This window comes from Bacteroides faecis MAJ27 (genome assembly GCF_900106755.1).
Classification (GTDB): Bacteria; Bacteroidota; Bacteroidia; order Bacteroidales; family Bacteroidaceae; genus Bacteroides; species Bacteroides faecis.
The window spans coordinates 244,348-270,781 of record NZ_FNNN01000001.1 but is presented as its reverse complement, the minus strand read 5'-3'; the positions used below and the strand labels follow the sequence as shown (position 1 = coordinate 270,781).

Below are 26,434 nucleotides of genomic sequence, written 5' to 3'. Positions count from 1 at the left end.
ATATATAGCAGAAAGAGACTGACTTTTTAGTCAGTCTCTTTATTTTAATCGGAATTAGGGAACTCCTACAGCTCCTTTCCCGCTTTCTCAAAATCCGCCTTAGACTTACTCTGTGTCACAATATACACACCCAAAAACACGAGCGTAATGGCAATTCCCTTTTCCCAGCCGAAGCTCCCGATTCCCATGATAATCGCTGCAATCGAAGCCACAATCGGCTGCATATAATTATACATACTTACTACTGTCGGGCGAAGTAGCCTCTGAGCTGTCATGATGCAGAGATAAGCCAGGAAACTTCCTCCCAATACGACATACAGTACCTGCACAATGGCAATCGTTGGAATAGCAGCCCATTGAATAGTTGAAATATCATAGTAGGAGAAAGGAATATAGCATATCGAAGCGTAGATAAACATCCATTTATTAATAGTCACTGTCGAATATCGTTGTGACAGACCTTTGAATACCGTTAAGTAGATAGAGAAACTGATTTGCGCAACCAGACAGAGCAGGTCACCAATCAGACTTCCGTTGCCGCTGCTTGCCGCCTGACTGCTGATAATAAGAATCAGCGCTCCCATGGCACCGACGAAAATACCCAGCACTTTCTTATTCGTAATCGGTTCTTTCAGATAGATAGCAGCTACGACCATGGTCACTATCGGCAGGGTCGTTGTTACGATAGATGCGTCGATAGGTGAAGTCATGGAAAGTCCGAAGATAAATACTCCTTGATTGAAAACCAGTGCAAACAAGGAAGCAAAGAAAATCTTAAGCATATCACGATGATCCACATGTTCCTGCTTGCAAAAGATGGAAAGTATCCAAAATGCAGCTGCAGCTCCTACCATACGAAAGGTAGTGACGGAGATTGCAGAAAACTCCTGAAGTGCCGATTTTCCGATAGGAGACATTAATCCCCACATTACGTTTGCAGTTAGTGCAAACAGATGGCCGTGCGGGTTCTTATTATTACCCATAAGTTCGTGTATACCTTTTAATTGTTACCTTTATTGAAAACTGCTGCAAAGGTAACTAATTTGTCGCATGATTTGTTTATATTTGCCTTGATTAAAATTGAATATTATGGAACAACAGGCAGACTATATCCAGCGGATCGAGATCAACGGACTCTGGGGCCGCTTTAATATAAGATGGGATTTACGCCCGGATGTGAATATTCTTTCCGGCATCAACGGAGTGGGAAAGACGACTATTCTGAACCGTTCGGTGGGATACCTCGAACAGCTTTCGGGCGATATACAACTCTCCGGTGAAATGAAGAGCGATGCGAAGAACGGGGTACACCTTTTCTTTGATAATCCCGAAGCGACTTACATCCCTTACGATGTGATTCGTAGCTACGACCGTCCTTTGATTATGGGTGACTTTACGGCACGCATGGCAGATAAGAATGTGAAGTCCGAACTGGACTGGCAACTATATCTGTTGCAACGCCGCTATCTTGATTATCAGGTTAATATCGGTAATAAGATGATTGAGATGCTTTCCAGCAATGACGAAGAACAGCGCAATAAAGCGGCTACTCTGTCCCTTGCCAAGCGTCGCTTTCAGGATATGATTGACGAACTTTTCAGTTACACCCGTAAAAAGATAGATCGCCGTCGGAATGATATAGCCTTTTATCAGGATGGAGAACTGCTGTTTCCATATAAACTCTCGTCCGGTGAAAAGCAAATGCTGGTGATTCTACTAACGGTACTTGTGCAGGACAACAGCCATTGTGTTCTTTTTATGGATGAGCCGGAGGCCTCTCTGCATATTGAGTGGCAACAGAAATTGATTTCAATGATCCGGGAACTGAATCCCAACGTACAAATCATTCTGACCACCCATTCGCCTGCCGTTATCATGGAAGGCTGGCTGGATGCAGTGACAGAGGTGAGCGATATTTCTACGGAAGCGGATGGGTTTAAAATCCACCCGACTATTAATTGTTAATAACGATCTATACATGGCAACTTCACTACGCGATAATCTGACTTCTTCTTACTTCAATGCTGCTCACAAGCTATATTCAAAAAAGGCACGCCGGCGCATCATTGCTTATGTAGAGAGCTACGATGATGTTGCCTTTTGGCGCACATTACTCGAAGAATTTGAAAATGACGAGCATTATTTTCAAGTGATGCTCCCTTCGGCTACTTCGTTGGCGAAAGGTAAGAAGATGGTGCTTATGAACACGCTGAATACTGCCGAACTTGGAAGAAGCCTGATTGCCTGCGTAGACAGTGATTATGATTTCCTGTTGCAGGGGGCTACGAATACTTCCCGTAAAATCAACCGGAACAGATATATCTTCCAGACCTATACATACGCCATTGAGAACTATCACTGCTTTGCCGAAAGCCTTCACGAAGTATGTGTACAGGCTACATTGAACGATCGTTTTATTTTGGATTTCAACGCTTATCTGAAGCGATACTCCGAAATCGTATATCCGCTTTTCTTATGGAACGTGTGGTTCTATCGCCAACGGGATACTTATACTTTTCCGATGTACGATTTCCATACTTATACAGCTTTGCGTGAGATTAGTCTTAAACATCCGGAACACAGTCTGGAAGCACTGCAACATCGTGTCAATCAGAAACTCTCTGAGCTAAAGGCACGTTTCCCCGGTTCTGTCGGTCAAGTCAACGCATTGCGGTCGGAATTGAAGGAGCTGGGGCTTGTTCCGGAAACTACCTATCTGTATATGCAGGGGCATCATGTGATGGATAATGTGGTAATGAAACTCTTGATTCCTGTCTGTACCGCCTTACGCAGGGAACGGGAACAGGAAATCAAACGACTGGCAGAGCATAATGAACAATTCAGGAATGAACTGACTTGTTATCAGAATAGCCAGGTGAATGTGGAGATTATGTTGAAGAAGAATGTTGCTTATAAGCGACTCTTCCACTACGATTGGCTGAGGCAGGATATTCAGGAATATCTGGCAAAGGAAAAATAAACCGAAGGGAATAAATAAAGAAATAAAGGACAGTAAACTAAAAGAGGAACTATTTTATGAAAGAAGTGATTGATACGGTGAGTGTGGCGTTAGCAAATGGAGAAACGGAAAATGTAGGGAACGCTGTGATGCAGGAGGTTAACCGTACGTTGGTCTCGGCAGGAGTGGATGAGGTCTGGGCGGACAAAATAGATAATCTGATCGTATTGCTATTCATTATAGGAATTGCTTTATTGGCTAATCTGATCTGTCGAAAAATTATTCTGCGGGTAGTGGCCAAGTTGGTGAAGCAGACTAAAGCTACTTGGGACGATATTGTATTCAACCATAAAGTGATGGTGAATGTCAGCCGGATGGTGGCACCTATCTTGATTTATATTGCCATTCCTATCGCATTCCCCGAGCATGCGGATTCTGATTTACTTGATTTCCTGCGCCGTCTCTGCCTGATATATATCATTGCTGTTTTTCTTCGTTTTATCAGTGCTTTGTTTACGGCTGTCTATCAAGTATACAGTGAGCGGGAGCAGTATAGGGACAAACCGTTGAAAGGACTTTTGCAAACGGCACAAGTGATTCTTTTCTTTATAGGAGCTATCATTATTATCAGTATTTTGATCAATCAGAGTCCGATGGTCTTACTGACCGGATTAGGAGCATCTGCCGCTATCCTGATGTTGGTATTCAAAGACAGTATCATGGGATTTGTGTCCGGTATCCAGCTTTCTGCCAACAATATGCTGAAAGTGGGCGATTGGATTACTATGCCAAAATATGGGGCGGACGGTACTGTGATAGAGGTTACCCTGAATACTGTAAAGGTACGTAATTTTGATAATACGATAACGACTATTCCTCCTTACCTCCTGATAAGCGATTCTTTCCAGAATTGGCAAGGGATGCAGGAATCCGGTGGACGTCGAGTGAAGCGTTCCATTAATATTGATATGACGAGTGTACGCTTCTGCACTCCGGAAATGCTGGAGAAATATCGTAAGATACAGTTATTGACAGATTATGTAGAGGAGACGGAGAGGGTAGTAGAAGAATATAATAAGGAACATGATATTGACAATTCCGTGTTAGTGAACGGACGAAGACAGACCAATCTGGGAGTTTTCCGTGCCTATCTGACAAATTATTTGCGGAGTTTGCCTACCGTTAATCAGGAAATGACTTGCATGGTACGTCAACTTCAGCCTACAGAGACAGGTATTCCATTGGAACTTTATTTCTTCTCTGCCAACAAAGTTTGGGTGGCGTATGAGGGCATACAGGCAGACGTGTTCGATCATGTGCTGGCCATCATTCCGGAGTTCGGTCTGCGAGTCTTCCAAAATCCTTCAGGTGAAGACCTGCGTCGGATAGGAGTGAAGATAGAACATTGATTCAAAAGATAGCATATTATATAAACGATACATACTGTTAACTATAATTGATTATGAATACACCTATACCCAACCAGATTATCCGTGAGATTACACCTTTGTCTGACAAAGACTGTTTCTATATTGCAGAACGTTATAAAACGGAATTTACTTATCCGATTCATAATCATTCTGAATTTGAACTGAACTTTACAGAGAAGGCTGCGGGAGTAAGACGTGTTGTGGGAGATTCCTCTGAAGTGATAGGAGATTATGATCTGGTTCTGATCACAGGCAAAGATCTGGAACATGTATGGGAACAAAATGAATGTCGTTCCAAAGAGATACGAGAGATCACTATTCAATTCTCTTCAGACCTGTTCTTTAAGAGCTTTATCAATAAAAACCAGTTCGACTCTATTCGCCGGATGCTGGATAAGGCTCAGAAAGGACTCTGTTTTCCGATGTCTGCTATACTCAAGATCTATCCCATGCTGGATACGCTTGCTTCTGAAAAGCAAGGATTCTATGCAGTTATCAAATTTATGACGATTCTCTATGAGCTCTCTCTCTTTGAGGAAGAAGCCCGGACATTATCCAGTTCTTCTTTTGCTAAGATTGATGTCCATTCCGATAGTCGTCGTGTACAAAAGGTGCAGGAGTATATCAATCTTCACTATCAGGAAGAAATTCGATTGGGGCAGTTGGCTGGTATGGTCGGAATGACTGATGTGTCGTTCAGCCGCTTCTTTAAATTGCGCACGGGGAAAAACCTTTCCGACTATATCATTGATATCCGGTTGGGTTTTGCTTCGCGGTTGCTGGTAGATTCTACGATGTCTATCGCAGAAATCTGTTATGAGTGCGGGTTCAATAACCTTTCTAATTTTAATCGTATCTTTAAGAAGAAAAAAGATTGTTCTCCTAAAGAGTTTCGCGAGAACTACCGGAAGAAAAAGAAACTGATCTAGCTTTTCTGTATCCACCCTATTATAATAGTTTAGAGTCCTGTTCCCTGAGATTTATTCTTCGGGGTACTAAAATCTATTATCCGTTATGCAGATTAAATCTTACTGAGAAGCGGATTAAAGCTGTGTTGTAAATCGTTGATAACAAGTTTGTAATATGGCGTAATAAACCTGAAACGGCTATTTCAAACCATTGTATCTGATTCGTATTCGTATTGTAACCTCCTCCTTCTACCTTTGCCGACGTAATTAAAAACGTAGAGCGAAGTTCGATGAAAAAACTATTTCTTTTTAGATTTTCTGTTGCAGCCTTTTTTTGTTTGTTGTGTGTTCTTCCTGCATTGGCTGCCAATATCAAGATTAAAGGTGCGGTGAAAGACAAGCTCTCCAAAGAACCTTTGATTGGAGCAACGATACGATTGGTGGGAACTCCTGCCGGAGCTGTGACCGATATGGACGGTAATTTTGAGTTGAACAGTACCGGTGTGTTGGAAGGTATGTATGATGTTGAAATAAAATATATAGGATACAAGACGGAAGTACGCCGCAAAGTTCGTGTGGAGAACGGGAAACTGGTGATTTTGGATTTGGAATTGGAGACGGATACACATGAACTCTCGGATGTAGTGGTGGTAGCAAAGAAGAATCGCGAGAATGAGAATATGTTGTTGCTCGAACAACAAAAAGCAGTCATTGCCGTGCAGGCTGTCAGCGTCAAGGAGCTTTCCCGCAAAGGTGTTTCCGATGCGGAGGGCGCTGTAACCAAAGTGGCGGGGGTTTCTAAACAGGATGGAGTCAAGAATGTCTTTGTCCGTGGACTGGGCGACCGCTATAACGCGACTACCTTTAACGGATTTTCTGTTCCTTCGGAAGATCCGGAATATAAGAATATCTCTCTCGACTTCTTCGGTACGGATATTATTCAGTCTGTTGGCGTTAATAAGGCATTTAATGCCGGAGGTATCAGTGATGTGGGCGGTGCGACGATCGACATTGTTTCCAAAGAACTGATCGGTAGCGGAAACCTGAATATCGGTATTTCCGGTGGACTGAACACTCAGACAGTGACAGCCGACTTTCTGAAACTCGACGGAGTCAATTTTCTGGGTTTTGCCAATACAACAGAACCTGCCGATGAAAATAGCTGGGGATTCAAGAATAAACTGAACCCTTCCAGTCAGAGCTTCCAGATGAACCGAAGTTACAGCATCTCCGGTGGAAAGCGGTTTTATGTGGGAAAAGACAAAAATCCGCTCTCTTTCTTCCTGACTGCCGGACATACGACAGATTATCAATATACGGATGAAACAATTCGTAATACAACGACAAGTGGTACGGTGTACAAAGATATGACGGGCAAGAAGTATACCGAGAATATCAGTCAGCTGGCACTGGCCAATGTGGATTATGATATGCAGAACCGTCATCATGTGAGTTACAATTTTATGATGATTCATGCCAATGTGCAATCTGTGGGTGACTATACCGGTAAAAACTCGATCTTTAGTGATGATTATGATAATCAGGGATTTACCCGTCGCCAGCAAACGAATGACAACTTGCTGATCGTTAACCAGCTGATGACTAACTGGGGACTGACCAAAACATTGAGTCTGGATGCCGGTGCTTCTTATAATATTGTGAAAGGAAACGAACCCGACCGCCGGATCAACAATATAACAAAGGCAGAAGAAGGCTACACCTTACTTAGAGGTAACTCCCAACAACGGTACTTCTCCACTTTGGATGAAGATGACATCAATGTAAAGGCAGGACTTGTTTATCGTCTGAAAGATAATGTAGAAGAAATCTCTCAAATACGTCTTGGCTATGCGGGTCGGTTTGTTGATGATAATTTTAAAGCGACTGAATACAATCTGACTGTGGGACACGCTTCTTCCATTCCTTCACTCGACAATTTTTCGCTCGACGACTATTATAATCAGACGAATCTTTCTTCCGGATGGTTTGCCGTTCAGAAGAACATCGATAAGTATTCGGTCACGAAAAATATTCATTCCGCTTATGCGGAAGCTACTTACCAGTTTACTCCCCGGTGGATTGTAAATGTAGGAATGAAATATGATAATGTAGATATTCAGGTAGACTATAATGTGAATAAAGGTGGTTCGGAAGGGAACAACACGATTCAAAAGGACTTTTTTCTTCCAAGTTTGAATTTGAAATACAATCTGAGTGAGAAGCACTCCTTACGTTTGGGTGCAAGTAAAACTTATACGTTGCCGCAACCTAAGGAAATTTCTCCTTATCGTTACGTAGGAGTGAACTTTAACAGTCAGGGTAATGCGAACCTGAAGCCCTCGGACAACTATAACGTCGATTTGAAATGGGACTTTAATCCTACTCCGACTGAACTGATTTCTCTGACAGCCTTTTATAAACTCATCAAGAATCCGATCTCACGCATTGAGGTAGCAAGTGCCGGAGGATATCTTTCTTATGAGAACATAGCAGATAAGGCAACGGTAGCCGGAGTGGAAGTGGAGGTACGCAAAAACCTGTTTGTCCGCCCGGTAAGCAGTGCGGCAAACGGAATGAATAAACTCTCTTTCGGTTTGAACGGATCGTATATCTATACGAATGCGAAAATGCCTTTGGCAACCGTTACCACCGGGTCGCAACTGGAAGGTGCCGCCCCCTGGATTGCTAATTTTGACTTATCTCATAACTACACAAAAGGAGATCATAGTTTCATCAATACATTGGTGCTCAACTATGTCAGCGATAAAATTTATACCATCGGTACGCAAGGCTATCAGGATATCATGGAACAGGAAATCATGACACTTGACTTCGTCTCGCAGGTCAAACTGAATAAGTATATCTCACTTACACTGAAAGCCCGTAACCTTCTGAACCCATCGTATAAGTTGAGTCGCAAGGCTAATGAAAGTGGAGAAGAAGTGGTACTTAGCGATTACAAAAAAGGAATAAATATCAGTCTGGGAGTGTCGTGCACATTTTAAACCGGATCATGAAATAAGATTATTAACTAATTATTAAAGTAAAATGAAAAGATTGTTTGTAAACTTGATGACGTTTGCCGCTATGGCAACTGCACTGACATTCACTGCATGTAGTAGTGATAGTGACGGAGATGGTAATGGAAATGGAAACGGTGGAAATGGTGAAGGAACAGGTAGCTCTATCGTGGTAGGCGAAAATATTCTGTCCGGAACACTGACCGGTGAACAGACATTGGATGCGAAAGAATACATTCTGAACGGAACAGTCATCATTGCTGACGGAGGTCGTTTGAATATTCCTGCCGGAACTACCATCAAGGCACGTGAAGGTTTCAGCAGTTATCTGTTGGTTGCACAGGGAGGTAAACTCTATGCCGATGGTACGGCGGATAAACCAATCGTCTTTACGGCAAATACAACAAGTCCGGTGTCCGGATATTGGGGTGGAGTAATCATCAATGGTAAAGCTCCTATTTCCGGTTCGAAGGCCGATAAGAGTGATACAGCATTGACTGAAATCAACAATGACTATAAATACGGCGGTAATGTAGACAATGATTGCTCCGGTTCATTGACTTACGTGAAAATCTGCTATGCAGGTGCCCGCTCTACTGCGGATATCGAACATAACGGACTGACCTTGAACGGTGTTGGTAACGGAACAAAAATAGAAAATATCTATGTGTTGGAAAGTGCTGACGATGCAATCGAATTCTTTGGTGGTACGGTGAACGTAACTAACTTGTTGGCTGTTAATCCGGATGACGATATGTTCGACTTTACACAAGGTTATTGTGGTACATTGAAGAACTGTTATGGCGTTTGGGAAAGAGACTATACAAGTACGGAAGCCGATCCGCGCGGTATCGAAGCTGACGGTAATATGGATGGTCTGTATCCGGATCATTTGCGTCAGTCTGACTTTATAGTAGAAAACATGACGATCGTAAACAATGCTGCCAATACCACAGATAACGTAGACCGTATGCAAGATGTGATTAAAGTACGTCGCGGTGCGAAAGCTACTATCAAGAATGCATTAGTGAAAGGTACAGGCGGAACAATCGATTTGATCGATATGAAGGACAGTAAAGGTGCGGGTGACGCCAATTCCAGTATTAATATTACTAATACGCTGAGCATCACAGGAGGTAATAAGCTGAATGGTGACTTGAACACATTGGTTGAATCTGAAAACAATACCGGTGCGGATGCTTCTTTGTTCGGCTGGACAGGATCTAATTTATCTTCATTCTAATATACAAATTCGAAATCCGTTTTTATAGAGTTCAAGGGAGGCTTTGCAGGTGACTGTAATGTCCTCCCTTGCCGCATTTATCTTTTCTTATTTAACCTCTTTCTTTTTAATAGCAATTATTTCAGGTTTTATATGATTTGCCTGATACTATTTCGTATATTTGTTCTTTCATTACTGTACAAGACATAAAATATGCAAACAGACAACGAACGATACCGAAAAATGGCTTCTCTAGCCCAAGTAGGATGGTGGGAAGCAGATATATCGGCAGGATATTACTTATGTTCTGATTTTCTTTGCGACCTGTTAGGATTGGAAGGTGATACTATTTCAGCAGCAGAATTTATAAATATGGTGCGTGAGGATTATCGTGATCAAATCTTTCAGGAGTTTCGCGCAAACTCATCTATTCATAAAGACTTTTACGAACAAACCTTTCCCATTCATTCAAAATATGGTGAAGTCTGGTTGCATACCCGCCTGGCTTTTCGTGAAGCCGGTACGGGAGACAATGGCGGAGACCGGTCTTTCGGAGTGATTCAACGGGTGGAGGCTCCCAAAGAAGAGGAACAGCGAAACGCTTTGCGGCGTGTGAATGATCTGCTTCGTCGTCAAGGTTTTATTTCGCAATCTCTGCTTCGTTTTCTTCGGGATGATGAGATAGAATCTTGTATCTCGGATATCCTAAAAGATATACTGAATATTTATCATGGCAGGGGGCGTGTTTATATCTTTGAGTATGATAAAACACAGACTCATCATAGTTGTATCTATGAAGTTGTTTCCGAAGGTGTTTCGGCAGAGAAAGATAGTCTGCAATGTATACCTACTGATGAATCGAAGTGGTGGAGCCAGCAAATCTTATCCGGCAAACCTATTGTACTGCACTCATTGAAGCAGTTGCCGGAAGAGGCGGTGGATGAATATCAGATACTTGTCGTTCAAGGTATCACCTCATTGATGGTCACTCCTCTGATGGCGGGCGATCACGTGTGGGGATACATGGGTATTGATCTGGTAGATACTTATCATGAATGGAGTAATGAAGATTTTCAGTGGTTCTCTTCATTGGGAAATATCATTAGTATTTGCATCGAACTGCGTAAAGCCAAAGACCGTGTAACCCGGGAGCAGTCTTTCCTGAAAAATCTTTTCCACTTTATGCCGATGGGATATATACGTATGTCTATCATTCGCGATGAAAAGAATCAGCCTTGTGATTACCGGATAACGGATGCTAACCAGATCAGTACCCGTTTCTTTGGAAATCCGCTGCAAGAATATATGGGGGCTTTAGCCTCCGAGATATATCGTGATCCTTCATCAAAACTGGATTTCCTGGTTGATGTGTTGGAAAGTGACTCATATAAGGAGAAAGATGAATACTTTCCTAATACAGGATTGTATAGCCATTGGATTCTTTATTCGCCTGAGAAAGATGAAGTAGTCGGTCTGTTTACGGATTCAACGGAAGCTGTAAAAGCGAACCGGGCATTGGACCGTAGCGAGAAACTCTTTAAAAGCATTTTTGCCAATATTCCGGCAGGGGTGGAGATCTATGATAAAGATGGATATCTGATCGACTTGAACAATAAAGATCTGGAGATATTTGCTGTGGCAGATAAGAGCGATGTGATCGGAGTCAATTTCTTTGATAATCCCAATGTGCCGCAAGATATTCGTGACCGGGTACGGGATGAAGACTTGGTGGATTTCCGTTTAAGCTATTCTTTTGAACGTGCACAAGGATATTACCAGCCTAATCGCTCCAGTACCATTGATATATATACGAAAGTTAGCAAACTGTATGACAATGAAGGAAACTTTAATGGGTATATCCTGATTAGTATTGATAATACGGAAAGCATTGATGCAATGAATCGTATCCATGATTTTGAGAATTTCTTCCTTCTGATATCAGACTATGCGAAAGTAGGATATGCGAAGCTGAATCTTTTGAATCGGAAAGGATACGCCATTAAACAATGGTACAAGAATTTGGGAGAGGACGAAGATGTTCCGTTAGCTGATATTGTGGGAGTTTATCGCAATATGCACCCGGATGATCGTCAGTCTATCCTTGACTTTTATAAAGAAGTAAGAACAGGGAACCGGAAACACTTCCAGGGAGAAATGAGGGTGAAACGTCCGGGTAATAAAGATGAGTGGAACTGGATACGAATGAATGTGGTGGTTACTACCTATCTGCCTGAGAAAAATGAAATAGAGATCATAGGGATCAATTATGATATTACAGAGCTGAAAGAGACGGAGGCAGAATTGATTCTGGCACGTGATAAGGCGCAGATGATGGATCGACTGAAAAGTGCTTTCCTTGCCAATATGAGTCATGAAATCCGTACGCCACTGAATGCGATTGTTGGTTTCTCAGACTTGCTGGTTGATACGGAAAGTATCGAGGAACGGCGGGAATATATCCAGATTGTCAAGGAGAACAATGACTTGCTTTTACAACTGATTTCGGATATACTGGACTTATCGAAGATCGAGGCAGGTACATTTGAATTCACTAGTGGAGATGTAGATGTGAATATGCTTTGTGAAGATATTGTCCGTTCCATGCAGATGAAGGTGAAGGAGAATGTGGAACTGGTATTTGATCCGCATCTTGCGGAATGTAGAATTATCAGTGACCGCAATCGTCTGCATCAGGTGATTTCCAATTTTGTAAATAATGCGATTAAGTTTACTTCGGAAGGCAGTATTCGTGTAGGTTATCAACAGGAGGGAGGAGAACTGGAGTTTTATGTGCAAGATACGGGAGTTGGCATTGACAAAGAAGGCCAGTCACATATTTTTGAACGTTTTGTGAAGCTGAATTCATTTGTGCATGGTACCGGTTTAGGTCTCTCTATCTGTCAAAGTATTGTGGAACAAATGGGTGGGCAAATAGGAGTGGAATCCGAGCCGGGAAAAGGTTCGCGTTTTTGGTTCCGTCTTCCTTGTTTCGTGGTGGTTTCAGAAAAATAGATAAGTAAGAATGCTATAAAAGTAACGGTCTTGATGAGATTTCCTCATCAAGACCGTTACTTTTATAGAGAGTCGGTTTCTTATATTCCGAATGATAGTTTATCGATAGACTGATATACGATGCTTGCGATACCCAGTCCGATAATACCCAGTGTGCAGAGTGCCAGTCCCCACTTCGTGCAGCGGTCGCTGCGGAAAGTTGGAATCGGATGATCGGAAGGCGTGATATACATTGCTTTTACGATCAACAGATAGTAATATAATGAAATTACAGTGTTGGCTAATGCTATGAATACCAGCAGATGGAAACCTGCCTCGAAAGCTGCCATAAAAATGAAGAACTTTGAGAAGAATCCTGCAAACGGCGGGATACCTGCCAACGAGAACAGGGAAATAGTCATTAGGAAAGCCATTTTCGGGTTCGTCTTATAAAGTCCTGCATAATCTTCGAGTGTAAACTTCTGACTACGTAACGCTACGATGGTAATCACAGCGAATACGCCGAGATTGGCAGCAGCATATACAAGTACGTAATATACCAAAGCAGTCATTCCCTGTGCTGTTCCTCCGATGATACCCAGCATGATATATCCTGCCTGTGAAATACTGGAGAACGCCATCAGTCGTTTTAAGTTCTGCTGACGGATAGCGAATATGTTGGCAATGGTGATAGAGGCGATAGTCACCCAGTAAAGCACTTCCTGCCAGTCATGTATCATCGGTGCGAATACTTTGATCAGGATAGCCATCAGCACAAATGCTGCCGAACCTTTAGAAATGACACTCAGGTAGGCAGTAACTGCACTTGGTGCGCCTTCGTAAACGTCTGCCGTCCATAAATGGAACGGGACCAGAGAAAGTTTAAACGCCATACCGGTAAAGAAGAATACAAATGCCATGATTTGCAACGGATTTCCGTCGATATGTGCAGGAAGGTCTTCGAAATAGAGTGTTCCTGCGGAACCGTAAATCATAGAAAGACCAAAGAGCAACAGTGCACTGGAGAAGAGGGCGGTAAGGATGTACTTGGCACCGGCTTCAGCAGAGTTGTGACGATACTTGTCGAAAGCAATTAATGCTGCCATAGGGATGGAGGCTGTTTCCAGTCCGATAAAGAACATCAGGAAGTGTCCTGCGGAAATCATAAGATACATACCGAACAAGGTAGAGAGTATAAGTACATAGAACTCGCCTTGTTTGAATGAAGTATCATCGCGTTTCATCCATTCGTGTGCCATCAGGAAAACGATCAGTGTACCTATATTCAGTATTGATTTGACAACCGTATGCATGGGCACATAGTGATACATGCCGCCAAAAATATCGGCAGTTGTCCCGGGAACCAGATTGATCGCTGTATGGATTGCCATCAGGATAACAGGCAGCATGGTGTTTAAGACAGGTGTCGTTCCTTTTTGCTTGTGTGCGTCCGGGCTCATGAAGAGATCGGCAAGGAATAGCAGTAGTAAAACTGCTATGAGCGACAGCTCTTCCCGCATATGTAGAAATTGTGAATAATCCATCTTTATAAATTAAGAATTAAAGATTAAAAATTAAAGGTTATGGGATGAGTTGTGAGACCACAGGGAGTACACTTTCACCAATCATGTGGCTTACCCAGAAAGGAGCCATACCCAATCCGGCTACACAAACGATGAGGCAAATAACAGCTACGCGTTCATCCCAGGTCGCATCTGTCAATGCGAGATGATGTTTGTTAGTGCAGGTGCCGTACAGAATCTTGCCTACCAGACGCAGGATATAAACTGCCGTAATAACAATGGATGAACAAGCGATGATGGTCAGTGTACGGTGGAATACATCGTTGTTCTGGAAAGATCCGACGAAGATGGTCATTTCAGCAATGAATCCACTTAAGCCCGGCAAACCGAGATTGGCAAGACCGGCAATCACATAACAAACGCTGAGGAACGGCATCACTTTCATTAACCCTGCAAGTTCGCGGACATCGCGGGTATGCGTACGTCCGTAGATCATACCGATCAGGGCGAAGAACAAGGCTGTCATCAATCCGTGGGAAAGCATCTGAAGAATGGCTCCTGTTGCGGCTGTCTGATTCAGCATCAGAATGGCAAAAAGTACCAGTCCGCAGTGAGATACGGAAGAGTAAGCATTGATGTATTTCAAGTCTGTCTGTACGCAAGCGGAGAAAGCTCCGTAGACAACAGAGATACCTGTCAGTATCAGGAAGATCCATGAAAGTTCATTAGCTGCTTCCGGCATCAGATACATGGCAATACGGAAACATCCGTAACCTCCCAGTTTCATTAGTACTCCGGCATGAAGCATGGATACGGCAGTCGGTGCGGAAGCATGACCGTCGGGACTCCATGTATGGAATGGGAAAAGAGCACCCAATACGCCAAACCCAAGGAAGGTCAGCGGGAACCAGATGCATTGCTGTGCAAAAGGTATGTTGTGCAACTGTGCAATCTCCAGAAGGTTCATGGTAGTAGCTCCCGAACCGAAATAGATTCCGAGGATACCGATCAGCAGGAAAGCGGAACCACCCATTAGCATAAGTGTCAGTTTCATGGCTGCATATTCTTTCCGTCCCGATCCCCATACGCCGATTAGCAGGTACATAGGAATCAACGCGATTTCGTAGAACATGAACATGGTAAACAAGTCGATTGATATAAAGAATCCGAATACTCCCATAGACAATAGGGTGAACCAGAGGAAATATTCTTTTGTCAGAGGTTGCAGACGCCAGGAAGCGAACGTACCTGTGAACACAATAATGGCAGACAATAATAACATCGCTACCGAAATTCCGTCAACACCTACCGAATAAGCGATGTTGAGCGGAGCATACCAAACCGTATCTGCACGGAATAACATTTCTGCCGTGTTTCCGGCACTGCGTTCTCCCAAATACATGAAGGTAAGAACGACGGAGGCTATCAGAAGTGCCGATGCGCCGGTAACCATAACCCCTCGGATTGCTTTTATGCCCCGTGCTGCCCAAAGTCCGGCAAGCATCAGTAAGGGGATGAGTACGAAGATTGATAAAAAATTCATCTTTATGATTTACTAATTAAAGATTTACTATTTACTATATTAAAGAACCAACAGCAGGATAAGCGCCAACGCTCCGCAAAGGAACACATATGCGTATTGCTGTACCTGACCGCTTTGTAAACCACGAATTTCGTCGCTGGTTGTATTCGTTGCCCATGCCAGAAAATCAAAGAATCCGTCTACAACATGACGGTCAAACCAGGCGATAGGAGTAGAAATGCAGCGGAAGATAATCTTGTGTGTTACAAACTGGTATATATCGTCGATATAAAAACGATTGTATGCCGCCTTGTGTAAGCCTTTAAACTGTTTGGCCAACGAATCGGCGACTGGCTGTCTGGCATTCTTATACATCCAGGTAGCAACTGCTATAGAAATGATTGCAATAACAACACTTGTGATAGCTACTGACGGATCAAGATGAATAGAATAGGATTCACCGTTCGAACTGATAAAGTGTCCGAAAGGGATGAAACCTGCTCCACAGGTAACAGCAGCCAGAAACATTAATGGAAATGTCATAGCCAACGGACTTTCATGTAGGTGGCAAGGTGCCGCTTCCTGGTTTCCGTGCGGTGTATGATCCGAATGGGAACTTGCCCGGGACGGCTCTTTCCCCCAGAAGATACCATAGTAGAGACGGAACATGTAGAATGCTGTCATTGCAGCAATCACTGTCATTACCCAACCCATTACCGGACTGTATTGGAAGCATGCTGCCAGAATCTCATCTTTGGAGAAGAAACCGGAGAATGGAGGAATACCGGCAATGGCAAGACAGGCAATCAGGAATGTCCAGTGAGTAATAGGCATGTATTTGCGTAATCCTCCCATAGCTGACATTTCGTTGGAGTGTACCGCATGGATAATGCTGCCGGCACCCAAAAATAGTAATGCTTTGAACATGGCATGTGTGAAGAGGTGGAACATGGAAGCCATGTAGCCCAAACCTCCTTCATGTGGGTCCATAGAAGTACAAACGCCTAAAGCTACCATCATAAAGCCAATCTGTGAGATCGTAGAGAATGCCAGTACACGCTTGATGTCCGATTGTACGCAAGCTACACTTGCAGCATAGAAAGCCGTGAAGGCACCTACCCAGGCAATCATGTGCAGCACATCAGGTGCATAAGCGATGAAAAGCGGAAACATACGGGCAACCAGATACACACCGGCAACGACCATTGTAGCAGCATGGATTAGGGCACTGACCGGAGTCGGACCTTCCATGGCATCAGGTAACCAAATGTGTAATGGGAACATGGCACTCTTTCCGGCACCACCGACAAACATCAGTCCGAGCGCTAATGGAAGCATGGAGGCTCCGCCACTAATCAATGAAACTGTGTCCGGGGTAAAACCGAAGGTTCCACCATAATATCCGTAGATCAGAATACCGATCAGGAAACCCAGGTCAGCAAAACGAGTGACGATGAACGCTTTCTTGGAAGCCGCAATAGCAGCAGGTTTGGTATAGTAGAATCCGATCAGTAAGTAAGAACTTACACCCACCAGTTCCCAGAAAAGATACATCTGGAAAATATTTGTTGCCACAACCAGTCCCAGCATAGACATGGTGAAGAGTGACAGGAAAGCGTAATAACGTTGAAAACCAGTCTCGCCTTTCATATAACCGAAGGAGTAGATATGCACCATCAGTGATACGGTGGAGATGACGATCAACATCATCACAGATATGGGATCGAGCAGAATGCCCAAGTCAAATCGTAAAGTCTCGGTGAAAGGAAGCCACGTAAAATTATAAGGTATCAATGTGGCAAATGTTCCGTCTTCCAGGCGTGGAGCGGAGAAATATTGGAAAGCTGTAACGTATGATAGTACTGCTACTGCTCCCAGTATCAGCGTACCGATAGTACCCGCTGTCCGATGAGACATCCATTTTCCTCCGATTCCCAGAATGAGGAAGGAGAGGAAGGGAAGAAGGAGTATTAGAATTGTTAGTTCCATACAGTTTGTTTTAATTACTTGTTTTATTATAATTCATTCTTTATCTTTTAGCTTATAGCCGTCATTACCGGACTTGCCGTTGTGTTTCCCGGTATGAAACCTTTGTTTCCCCGGTGCGAAACTCTTGTTTCTCCGGCGTGAAACTCTTGTTTCCCCGGTATGAAACTTTTAGTTTCAAGGCATGAAACTCTTAGCTCCTCCGGTGATGAAACGCGTCACCACTTCAAGTCGTCCAGATTGCGAACCTGAATGCTTCGGAGATTACGATAAATGTTAATCATGATGGCGATAGCGATTGCTGTTTCCGCAGCCGAGATGGCGATGGAAAAGAGTGCAAAGAAATAACCTTCCATTCCTCCCGGAAAGAGAAAACGGTTGAACACGGCGAAGTTGATGTCCGTGGCATTCAGCATTAACTCTACAGAAATCAGGATAGCCAGCGTGTTACGGCGGGTAAAGAATCCATAGATTCCTGCAAACATCATGATGGTAGAAACTACCAGATAATATTCCATGTGTATCATATCTGAAATTATTAGGTTTTAAGTGTTAAGTATTAATTCCCTGCGGTTCATTGCGCAGCCTAATACCTGATACTTAATAGTTAATACTTACTTATTTATCTCTTTCGGGCGATTATGATACCACCGATGATACAAGCCAGCAATAAAATACTGATTGCTTCGAAAGGTAATATATAACCATATTTGTCACTGCTTAGCAGGGCATTACCGATAGCGTGAATGTTTATCTCCTGCGGTGCCAGATTTCCGGTTTGCAGGAAGTTGTGCTTCAGAGTGATGAACAAGATAATTCCCAGACCTGCAATCATCGTAAAGAGTCCTGCCAGAAGCCTGCTTCGTTTTAGTTTCTCGGCGCGGTCACCTTCTCCGCTGGTCAGCAGGATGGAGAATACATAAAGAACGACGATACCACCGGCATAAACCATAATCTGGACAGATCCCAGAAATGTGTAACCCAGCAGGAAATAGATGCCAGCCGTGCCGAAGAGCACGAAGAGCAGATAGGTGGCTGAGCGGACAATACGTTGGGTAGTCACCGTCATGATGGACATTGCAATAATAAATGCTGCCAAAAAGTAGAATACTACTGTTTCAAGTGTTGATCCCATATCTAAACTTCTTTTTTCTTTTCAATTACTTTACTACCGACATGATTCAGTCGCAAGACAAGCTTCGTCCGGTCAAAGACAGCATGCTCGAAATTCTGGTCGAACGTGATGGCATCGTGCGGACAAGCATTCACGCACAGTTGGCAGAACATACAAGCTCCCAGGTCATATTCATATTTTGCCAGGATTTTCTTCTTCTTACCGTCCTCTGTCTCAATCGTTTCGCTGGTCACTTTGATTGTATCGTTCGGACAAGCCATCTGACACAATCCGCAGGCTACACAGCGGTGTTCGTTATTCTCATTGTGGGGCATTGCCAGTGTACCACGGAACCGGTCGAACATTTTCAGCTCTTTCCGGTTTTCAGGATACTGTTCAGTCACCTTCTTACGGAAGTATACCTTGATACTGGTTTTCATACCCGTTGCTAGAGTGCTGATACCATGTATCAGTCCTCCTAAGTACGTATATTTTTGATCTTTATATTCCATAATTCTTATATTATATGATTATTCCAAATGGAAACCCGGTTGCGCCGTCTTACCGTTTAAAAGTGGAAGCCGAAAGCGACACAACATGCCATTAACAATAGGTTTACCATAGAAATAGGAACCAGATATTTCCATTCCAGATTCAGAATCTGGTCGATACGCAGACGTGGAAAAGTCCATTTGATCCACATTAAGAGGAACACAACGAAGAATGCCTTGGCAAAGAACCAGATGAAGCCGGGGATGTAGTCCATTACAGCGTTGAATCCGTCCAGACCAACGATATGCAGCGGCATCCAGCCTCCTAAGAAGATAGTAGCGGCTACACTGGCTACGATAAACAAATTCAGATATTCCGCTAGATAAAAGAAACCGAAGTGCATACCGGAATATTCCGTATGATATCCGGCTGTCAATTCACTTTCAGCTTCAGGAAGGTCGAACGGACCACGGTTACATTCTGCATTTCCGGCAATGAGATAGATGATGAAAGCGATCACGGCAGGAATATGTCCTTTAAAGATAAACCATCCGTTGGCTTGCCCCTCTACAATTTCAGAGAATTGCATGGTACCCATCAGTACAACCATCGTCATGATACTCATGCCTACAGACAGTTCATAACTGATAATCTGTGCACCGCTTCGCATGGCACCGATCAGAGAAAACTTATTATTACTACCCCAGCCGGCAAGCAGAATACCTACTACACCGATACTGGAAGCTGCCAGCAGGAAGAATACGCCCACATTAAAATTCAGAATTTCCGCTCCTTTATTAAAAGGAATACAAGCGAAAGTGAGGAACGAGGCGATAATTACCATGAATGGAGCCAGGTTGTAGAGAAAGCGGTCGGCATCCTTTGGAGTGAAAATCTCCTTGGTCAGCATCTTGAGTACGTCGCATATCACTTGAATAGAACCCCATTTACCGACACGGTTCGGACCGAGACGGCACTGGAAGAAACCACAGACTTTACGTTCCATGTAAATTAATACGATAGCCAGAATAGCATATAGTGCAATGATGCACACGCCGACAGCTACGCACTCTATAAAGATAGCCCATCCCTCCGGCATGACGGAGAGCAGCAGCTCATGTATCCAGTTTGTTACTATACTAAAGTCGAACATATATATTTTAATTATTAGGTTTTAAGTATTAAGTATTAATTCCATGCGGAATATAGCGTATATCATATTGCATAGTCGGTTAATACTTAATACTTTATACTTAATACTTGTTTTATCTCTTGTTTATCGGTCGATATCCGGTACTACATAGTCCAGTGTTCCTCCGATGGCAATCAAGTCAGCGATCTTTGCTCCGCGACAAATCGTATCGATTGCAGCAACAAGTGGCAATCCCGTAGCGCGATAGTGCAGGCGATAAGGCATCTTGTCACCCTGACTTTCGAGAAAAACTCCGAATTCTCCACGACTTCCTTCTACGGCAGCATAATAACTGCCTTCGGGAACACGGATGATAGGTTTCATCTTTTCCTGGTAGGGTCCTTCGGGAATATTGTCTATTAATTGCTCAATAATCTTCAGGCTTTCCATGATTTCGTCCATACGAACCAAGTAACGGGCAAAACAGTCGCCTTCCGTATAAACAATTTCCTGAAAGTCTACTTTATCATATACACCATACGGTATTCGCTTACGCACATCACAAGCCCATCCTGAAGCACGGCCTGTACCTCCGGTACAACCAAATGAAATTGCATCTTCACGACTTAAGACACCGACTCCCTTCATACGGCTTTGAGCGATAATGTTGCCGGTAAATATGTCATGGTATTCGTGAATGATTCCTCTCATATAAGGGATAAATTCTTTCACTCGTTTGATGAAATTAGGATGAAGGTCAGCTTGTACACCACCAATAGTATTGTAGTTCATAATCAAGCGTCCGCCACAAGTTTCTTCAAAAATATCGAGAATCTTTTCACGGTCACGGAATCCATAGAAGAAAGCTGTTAATGCTCCGAGGTCCATGGCAAGCGCGGAGTAGAATAGTAAGTGAGAGTCAATGCGTTGCAACTCATCCATGATGGTACGGATGTATTTGACACGGTCGCTCACTTCAATGCCCATTGCTTTCTCGATACACATGCATAAAGCATGGCGGTTTTGGTGTGCTCCCAGATAATCGAGGCGGTCTGTTAACGCCAGTGTCTGCGGATATGTAAGACTCTCGTTCATTTTTTCAATACCCCGGTGGATATAACCGCAGTTAGCATCGATTTTACGAATGATCTCGCCTTCAAGAGAAACGCGGAAGCGCATTACACCATGCGTTGCAGGATGTTGCGGACCAATGTTGACTACATACTCTTCTTCTCCGAAGAGTTTCATTTCTCTGTTTTTAATGGTTCCGTCCGGATTAAGTTCTATTTCCTGTGTTGTATCGAACGTCTCCTCGTTGGCCATACAAAGCGGATTATCTTTCTCCGGATCATTATCTTTACGCATGGGGTATCCTACCCAATCATTACGTAAATAAAGGCGGCGCATATCCGGATGACCTACGAAAACAATGCCATAGTAGTCGAAGACTTCGCGTTCGTAAAAGTCGGCTATCTTCCATATATCGCTGACTGACGGAATTTCCGGTCGTTCACGGTCGTTCACGGCTGTTTTTAGTGCTATCCGTTCTCCCGTAACAGTCGATTCCAGATGGTAGACAACGCCTAAACCACGGAGTTTCTCCGGGGCGTCCTTCTCGTCTGCCACTCCCCAGTCCATACCGGTCAGGCTTTCCAAGAAGTCCATCTGTTTTTCATTTCGCAAGCGCAGCATCTCGTCGTGTAACGCTGCAGGAGCTATAAATTGTATTTCTTGCATAATTGTTTAAATTAAGAATTAGGAATGAAGAATTATCTGAATTTCGGAACTACATAGAAACTCTTCATTCTTCATTTTTCATTCTTCATTTCATAAATTCCGGTTTCTTCTCTTTTCTATTCGTTCCACCAAAGAATTTTTCTATTTTCACTTTACGTTGTAATTGCATCATGCCATAATAGAAAGCTTCCGGGCGCGGCGGACATCCGGGAATATATACGTCTACCGGAAGAATCTTGTCCACTCCGTTCACCACGTGGTATGACTTTTTAAAAGGACCTCCACTGACGGCACATCCACCTACGGCAACCACATATTTCGGATCAGGCATTTGGTCATACAAGCGTTTCAGTACCGGTGCCATCTTATTCGTGATTGTTCCGCAAACCATGATCATATCAGCTTGACGCGGACTGGCACGTGCTACTTCGAACCCGAAGCGGGCCATATCATAACGCGCGGCACCCAGTGCCATGAATTCGATACCGCAACAGCTGGTTGCGAAAGTAAGCGGCCACAGTGAATTGCTGCGTCCCCAGTTGACCAGATCGTCCAGAACCCCGAGAAAAACATTCGCTCCTCCGGCATTAAGTTCTTTGACCAACTTTTCCAATGATTCATTATCGATGAATTCATCATACGGAATTGATTTTATTTTCGGTTTTTTGGTTATTTCCATTCCAAAGCTCCTTTCCTCCAGGCATAAGCAAGACCCAGAACTAAAATAATAAAGAAGAAGAGAATGCTAACGAGTCCTTGGGGCCCCATGTCATGCATGACCACTGCCCACGGGAACAAGAAAGCTGTCTCCACGTCGAACATCAGAAACAAGATGGCAAACAAGTAGTAACCTACACGGAACTGCATCCATGATTTGCCACGCGTTGGTATACCACATTCATAAGCTTCAAACTTTTGTACATTGTACGAACGTGGTGAAATAGCTCGTGAAAGGGCTATTACTACACCGACAAAAGCAAGCGCTGTCAGTAAAACAACAACTAAAAATGTAAAATTCATAATTTCAATAGCTGTTTAGATTGAATATTATATAGAGATAAACAATTAGTTTTTCCATACCCGGATGAAACCAACTGTAATGAATTGACGAATAAGATAAAAGATTGTACCGTCTAAATGACGATCTTCCTTAGGCCATATATATAATATGTAATAGGATCGTAAAAGTACTTGGGAATATGAAGTGAATGAGTTTGCGAAGTGTTTTGCTGGCTTTTATATTCACGAAAATAAGCAATCAGCAGTTGCACGCTTTTATCCGTGGGGACATGTGCAACATCTGCATGACTCATATCACAAGATTGGGTAGAATAAAAATAATATAGGCGTTCAAGAGCATTATGAACAGGGTGGTCCTGAGATACGTAGCATTTCTCCTGACGATATGTCGGGGGGGCTACTCTGCAGTTATCTTCCATTGTTTCATTGGGAACAACATGGATCAGCAAAGCAAGTACCAGAAATAGTCCGTATTTTAAGCTTTGTTTCATCTTTCTCTTTTAACGGCTGCAAATATAGGATTAATATTCATATTTTTTGCAAAGTCCGGATTACAAAAAAGTATTTTTTAACTTGCTTTACTTCAAGTCCGTTTTTATCTTCATATTGCTCTGGAGAATTATCTTCTTTTATAGTATGAATCAGTTCGCATTTGGTTAAAAGATGTAATAAAAAGAACGATTTACGTTCTTTTTGACGAATTACCCAAAGAAAATTCATTTTTTTGCAAATTGTATATAACACATTGATATGAAATACACACTTTGCTTTATAACAATTTTACTAGGTTCATTGTTGGATCTTCATGCAAATAGCGAGAATGATTCTCTGTTGAAAGTTTTAGATAAAGTGATTTCTGAGCGTCTTGTGTATACAGAAAAGAAAGAAGCTACTATCAAAGAGCTGAAAGCGAAAAAGAAAGAACAGAAGACATTGGACGATATGTACCGTCTGAACTCCGAAATCCTCCACCAATATGAAACGTTTGTCTGCGATTCTGCAGAACAATACATTAATGAAAATATTGAGATAGCTAAAAAACTGGGTAATGAAACCTACTTATTGGAAGGCAAGTTACAGTTGGCTTTTGTTTATTCGTTGTCGGGGCTGTTTGTTCAAGCTAATGATATTTTCAAGTCTATCAATTGTTCGGATTTACCAAGTCATTTACAAGCTTTGTATTGTTGGAATCGTATTCGGTATTATGAAAACCTGATTAAATATACAGATGATGTTCGGTTCGCCAGTGAATATTTGGTTGAAAAAGAGGCATATCGAGATACAGTCATGAGTATTTTGTATGATGCCTCGGAGGAATATTCGAAAGAAAGAGCTATAAAACTTCAGGATCAGGGAAATGCAAAAGAAGCACTTAAGATACTGACTAAAATCTATCAAAAGGAAAAAACTGGTACTCATGGGTTTGCGATGATGTCTATGGGACTGTCAAGAGCGTATAGACAGGTTGGAGAGCTTGAATTAGAGGAAAAGTATCTTATATTAGCTGCTATGACCGATATAAAATTGGCAGTGAAAGAAAATGAGGCTTTATTGACTTTAGCTGTGAATTTATACCATAAAGGAGATATCGATAGATCTTATAATTATATCAAAGTAGCATTGAGTGATGCTATCTTTTATAATTCCCGTTTTAAGAATACGGTAATAGCCCGTATTCATCCTATTATAGAGAATACTTACTTATATAGGCTAGAGAAGCAAAAGCAGAATCTTCGTTTTTATATTTTGCTCACTAGTCTGTTTGTAGTAGCTCTTGCTATCACTTTATATTTCACTTATAAACAGACTAAGATTGTTTCCCGTGCAAAGAAGAATCTTAATGTTATGAATGAAGAGTTGGTTGCGTTGAACAAGAATTTGGATGAGGCTAATTTAATAAAAGAAAGATATGTAGGCTATTTTATGAACCAGTGTGCCGTTTACATTAATAAACTGGATGAATATAGGAAAAATGTAAATCGAAAAATAAAAACCGGACAAGTAGATGATTTATACAAATCTTCTTCTCGTCCTTTTGAAAAGGAACTGGAAGGATTATATACCAATTTTGATAAAGCGTTCTTAAAATTGTATCCTAATTTTGTCGAAGAGTTCAATTCATTGTTGAAACCGGAAGATTGTTATAAACTGGACAAAGACCAGTTGAATACAGAATTGCGTATTTTTGCTTTGATGCGAATGGGGATTACAGATGTTTCGCAAATTGCTGTTTTCTTGCATTACTCAGTACAAACGATCTATAATTATAAGAGTAAAGTGAAGAGGATGTCTGTATTAGATGGAAATATCTTCGAAGAAGAGGTGAAAAAGCTTGGTTCTTTGTCTCAAAAATGATTCTATTTGGTTTACCAAAACCTTAAAATGGTAAATTGGTAAAATATTGAATAATAATATGTTATCTGAAAAATACCTTTAAAAATATCTACTTTACAGCCTACTTCCAATAAGAAGTAGGCTTTTTTCATCTCTATATTTGCATCACAAGATTTTTGATAACTGAATACTAATCTAAAGAAACACAACTATGGATTTTTCAGAATTGTATCTTACTTATTATTCAAAATTAGTTCGGTTTGCAAAGGAATTTGTGATACTGGAAGAGGATGCCGAAAACATAACACAAGATGTGTTTACCGACTTATGGGCGAAGCGCGATTCTATGGATCGCATTGAAAATATGAACGCGTATCTTTTCAGGTTAATAAAGAACAGATGCTTGGATCATTTGAAACATAAAATGTTTGAACAGAAATATATTGAGTCTGTACAAACATCTTTCGAAATAGAAATGTCTTTGAAGTTACAATCTTTAGACAGGTTTGATGTATCGGATATCTCGGAAGGAAATGAAACGGAAATTCTCGTTCGCAATGCAATCAATAGTTTGCCTCGGAAATGTCGTGACATATTTTTATTAAGTCGTGTCGAAGGATTAAAATATAGAGAAATCTCAGAACGTTTGGGTATTTCAGTAAATACAGTAGAATGTCAGATGGGGATAGCACTCAAAAAGTTAAGGGTAAAACTAAATATTTGCCTTGCAGCATGACTTTTAATAATTTTATTGATATTTTTTTAGGGGTATTTACCAGGATAATCGTTCTTTTGTAAAAAGGAACGAATAATGGGAACTAATTTAAATAAATATTTTGCAGGTGAATTGACTTCAGAAGAGAAGGAAGACTTCCTTTTGGATGTGAATAATAATGGGGAGATACGAGAGGAATTTATTGAGTATCAAAATGTTGTGGCTCTTGTGGATTGGTCGTTTCCTAAGGATGATAGAGAACTTGCTAAGCAAAAACTATCTGAATTTATGAGTCGGATAGAGAATTGCGAAAATAAATAGGCTTAAAA

The 26,434-nt window shown here is 42.1% G+C and carries 22 protein-coding genes; 10 read left to right on the top strand and 12 right to left on the bottom strand.

Annotated features, from left to right (window positions below; all coding sequences use genetic code 11):
* Nucleotides 1–65 precede the first annotated feature (65 nt).
* Complete coding sequence (locus tag BLW31_RS00795) at nucleotides 66–983, bottom strand: DMT family transporter (protein WP_010536641.1); 918 nt, start codon at nucleotides 981–983, stop codon at nucleotides 66–68.
* Between the two features lie 106 nt (nucleotides 984–1,089).
* Here BLW31_RS00795 and BLW31_RS00790 point away from each other — a divergent pair, with 106 nt between their 5' ends.
* The 7 genes from BLW31_RS00790 to BLW31_RS00760 all read left to right on the top strand — a co-directional run bounded on the left by BLW31_RS00790 (nucleotide 1,090) and on the right by BLW31_RS00760 (nucleotide 12,551).
* On the top strand, nucleotides 1,090–1,965 hold the full coding sequence (locus BLW31_RS00790; RefSeq protein ID WP_010536642.1) for an AAA family ATPase: 876 nt from the start codon (nucleotides 1,090–1,092) through the stop codon (nucleotides 1,963–1,965).
* A 13-nt stretch (nucleotides 1,966–1,978) separates the two neighbouring features.
* Entirely contained in the window at nucleotides 1,979–2,980 is a 1,002-nt protein-coding gene (locus BLW31_RS00785) for a DUF4435 domain-containing protein (protein WP_010536643.1), read from the top strand.
* Nucleotides 2,981–3,036: 56 nt separating this feature from the next.
* Complete coding sequence (locus tag BLW31_RS00780) at nucleotides 3,037–4,368, top strand: mechanosensitive ion channel family protein (protein ID WP_010536644.1); 1,332 nt, start codon at nucleotides 3,037–3,039, stop codon at nucleotides 4,366–4,368.
* Between the two features lie 53 nt (nucleotides 4,369–4,421).
* Complete coding sequence (locus BLW31_RS00775) at nucleotides 4,422–5,318, top strand: AraC family transcriptional regulator (RefSeq protein ID WP_010536645.1); 897 nt, start codon at nucleotides 4,422–4,424, stop codon at nucleotides 5,316–5,318.
* Between the two features lie 269 nt (nucleotides 5,319–5,587).
* Complete coding sequence (locus BLW31_RS00770) at nucleotides 5,588–8,302, top strand: TonB-dependent receptor (protein ID WP_010536646.1); 2,715 nt, start codon at nucleotides 5,588–5,590, stop codon at nucleotides 8,300–8,302.
* A 43-nt stretch (nucleotides 8,303–8,345) separates the two neighbouring features.
* Nucleotides 8,346–9,560, top strand: coding sequence for a beta-helix domain-containing protein (locus BLW31_RS00765; RefSeq protein ID WP_010536647.1), 1,215 nt, complete (start codon nucleotides 8,346–8,348; stop codon nucleotides 9,558–9,560).
* A 192-nt stretch (nucleotides 9,561–9,752) separates the two neighbouring features.
* The gene (locus BLW31_RS00760; protein ID WP_010536648.1) at nucleotides 9,753–12,551 is read left to right on the top strand and encodes a sensor histidine kinase; all 2,799 of its coding nucleotides are present in this window, start codon (nucleotides 9,753–9,755) and stop codon (nucleotides 12,549–12,551) included.
* Between the two features lie 80 nt (nucleotides 12,552–12,631).
* Here BLW31_RS00760 and BLW31_RS00755 read toward each other — a convergent pair whose 3' ends face one another.
* From BLW31_RS00755 to BLW31_RS00705, 11 genes are all read right to left on the bottom strand, one after another.
* Entirely contained in the window at nucleotides 12,632–14,074 is a 1,443-nt protein-coding gene (locus tag BLW31_RS00755; protein ID WP_022300932.1) for an NADH-quinone oxidoreductase subunit N, read from the bottom strand.
* A gap of 37 nt (nucleotides 14,075–14,111) precedes the next feature.
* Nucleotides 14,112–15,596: a complex I subunit 4 family protein gene (locus tag BLW31_RS00750; RefSeq protein ID WP_010536650.1), complete on the bottom strand. Its 1,485-nt coding sequence runs from the start codon at nucleotides 15,594–15,596 to the stop codon at nucleotides 14,112–14,114.
* Nucleotides 15,597–15,635: 39 nt separating this feature from the next.
* Nucleotides 15,636–17,564, bottom strand: coding sequence for an NADH-quinone oxidoreductase subunit L (gene nuoL, locus BLW31_RS00745; protein ID WP_010536651.1), 1,929 nt, complete (start codon nucleotides 17,562–17,564; stop codon nucleotides 15,636–15,638).
* Between the two features lie 215 nt (nucleotides 17,565–17,779).
* On the bottom strand, nucleotides 17,780–18,088 hold the full coding sequence (gene nuoK / locus BLW31_RS00740; RefSeq protein ID WP_007764713.1) for an NADH-quinone oxidoreductase subunit NuoK: 309 nt from the start codon (nucleotides 18,086–18,088) through the stop codon (nucleotides 17,780–17,782).
* A gap of 95 nt (nucleotides 18,089–18,183) precedes the next feature.
* Nucleotides 18,184–18,696, bottom strand: a complete 513-nt coding sequence (locus BLW31_RS00735; RefSeq protein ID WP_010536653.1) for an NADH-quinone oxidoreductase subunit J family protein — start codon at nucleotides 18,694–18,696, stop codon at nucleotides 18,184–18,186.
* A gap of 2 nt (nucleotides 18,697–18,698) precedes the next feature.
* Entirely contained in the window at nucleotides 18,699–19,187 is a 489-nt protein-coding gene (locus BLW31_RS00730; RefSeq protein ID WP_010536654.1) for a 4Fe-4S binding protein, read from the bottom strand.
* A 56-nt stretch (nucleotides 19,188–19,243) separates the two neighbouring features.
* Nucleotides 19,244–20,320, bottom strand: a complete 1,077-nt coding sequence (gene nuoH / locus BLW31_RS00725) for an NADH-quinone oxidoreductase subunit NuoH (RefSeq protein WP_010536655.1) — start codon at nucleotides 20,318–20,320, stop codon at nucleotides 19,244–19,246.
* A 123-nt stretch (nucleotides 20,321–20,443) separates the two neighbouring features.
* On the bottom strand, nucleotides 20,444–22,036 hold the full coding sequence (locus BLW31_RS00720) for an NADH-quinone oxidoreductase subunit D (protein ID WP_010536656.1): 1,593 nt from the start codon (nucleotides 22,034–22,036) through the stop codon (nucleotides 20,444–20,446).
* Nucleotides 22,037–22,121: 85 nt separating this feature from the next.
* On the bottom strand, nucleotides 22,122–22,715 hold the full coding sequence (locus BLW31_RS00715; protein ID WP_008764304.1) for an NADH-quinone oxidoreductase subunit B: 594 nt from the start codon (nucleotides 22,713–22,715) through the stop codon (nucleotides 22,122–22,124).
* Nucleotides 22,706–23,056: an NADH-quinone oxidoreductase subunit A gene (locus BLW31_RS00710; RefSeq protein ID WP_008760952.1), complete on the bottom strand. Its 351-nt coding sequence runs from the start codon at nucleotides 23,054–23,056 to the stop codon at nucleotides 22,706–22,708. Before BLW31_RS00710 ends, BLW31_RS00715 begins: the two co-directional genes overlap by 10 nt.
* A 113-nt stretch (nucleotides 23,057–23,169) precedes the next feature.
* Nucleotides 23,170–23,547: a hypothetical protein gene (locus tag BLW31_RS00705; RefSeq protein ID WP_010536657.1), complete on the bottom strand. Its 378-nt coding sequence runs from the start codon at nucleotides 23,545–23,547 to the stop codon at nucleotides 23,170–23,172.
* A gap of 259 nt (nucleotides 23,548–23,806) precedes the next feature.
* Here BLW31_RS00705 and susR point away from each other — a divergent pair, with 259 nt between their 5' ends.
* The 3 genes from susR (at nucleotide 23,807) to BLW31_RS00685 (ending at nucleotide 26,426) form a co-directional block, all read left to right on the top strand.
* Nucleotides 23,807–25,411: a SusR family glycan utilization regulator gene (susR, locus tag BLW31_RS00695; RefSeq protein ID WP_022301547.1), complete on the top strand. Its 1,605-nt coding sequence runs from the start codon at nucleotides 23,807–23,809 to the stop codon at nucleotides 25,409–25,411.
* Between the two features lie 190 nt (nucleotides 25,412–25,601).
* Entirely contained in the window at nucleotides 25,602–26,126 is a 525-nt protein-coding gene (locus tag BLW31_RS00690; protein ID WP_010536660.1) for an RNA polymerase sigma-70 factor, read from the top strand.
* A 75-nt stretch (nucleotides 26,127–26,201) separates the two neighbouring features.
* Nucleotides 26,202–26,426, top strand: coding sequence for a hypothetical protein (locus BLW31_RS00685; protein WP_010536661.1), 225 nt, complete (start codon nucleotides 26,202–26,204; stop codon nucleotides 26,424–26,426).
* Nucleotides 26,427–26,434: the final 8 nt, after the last annotated feature.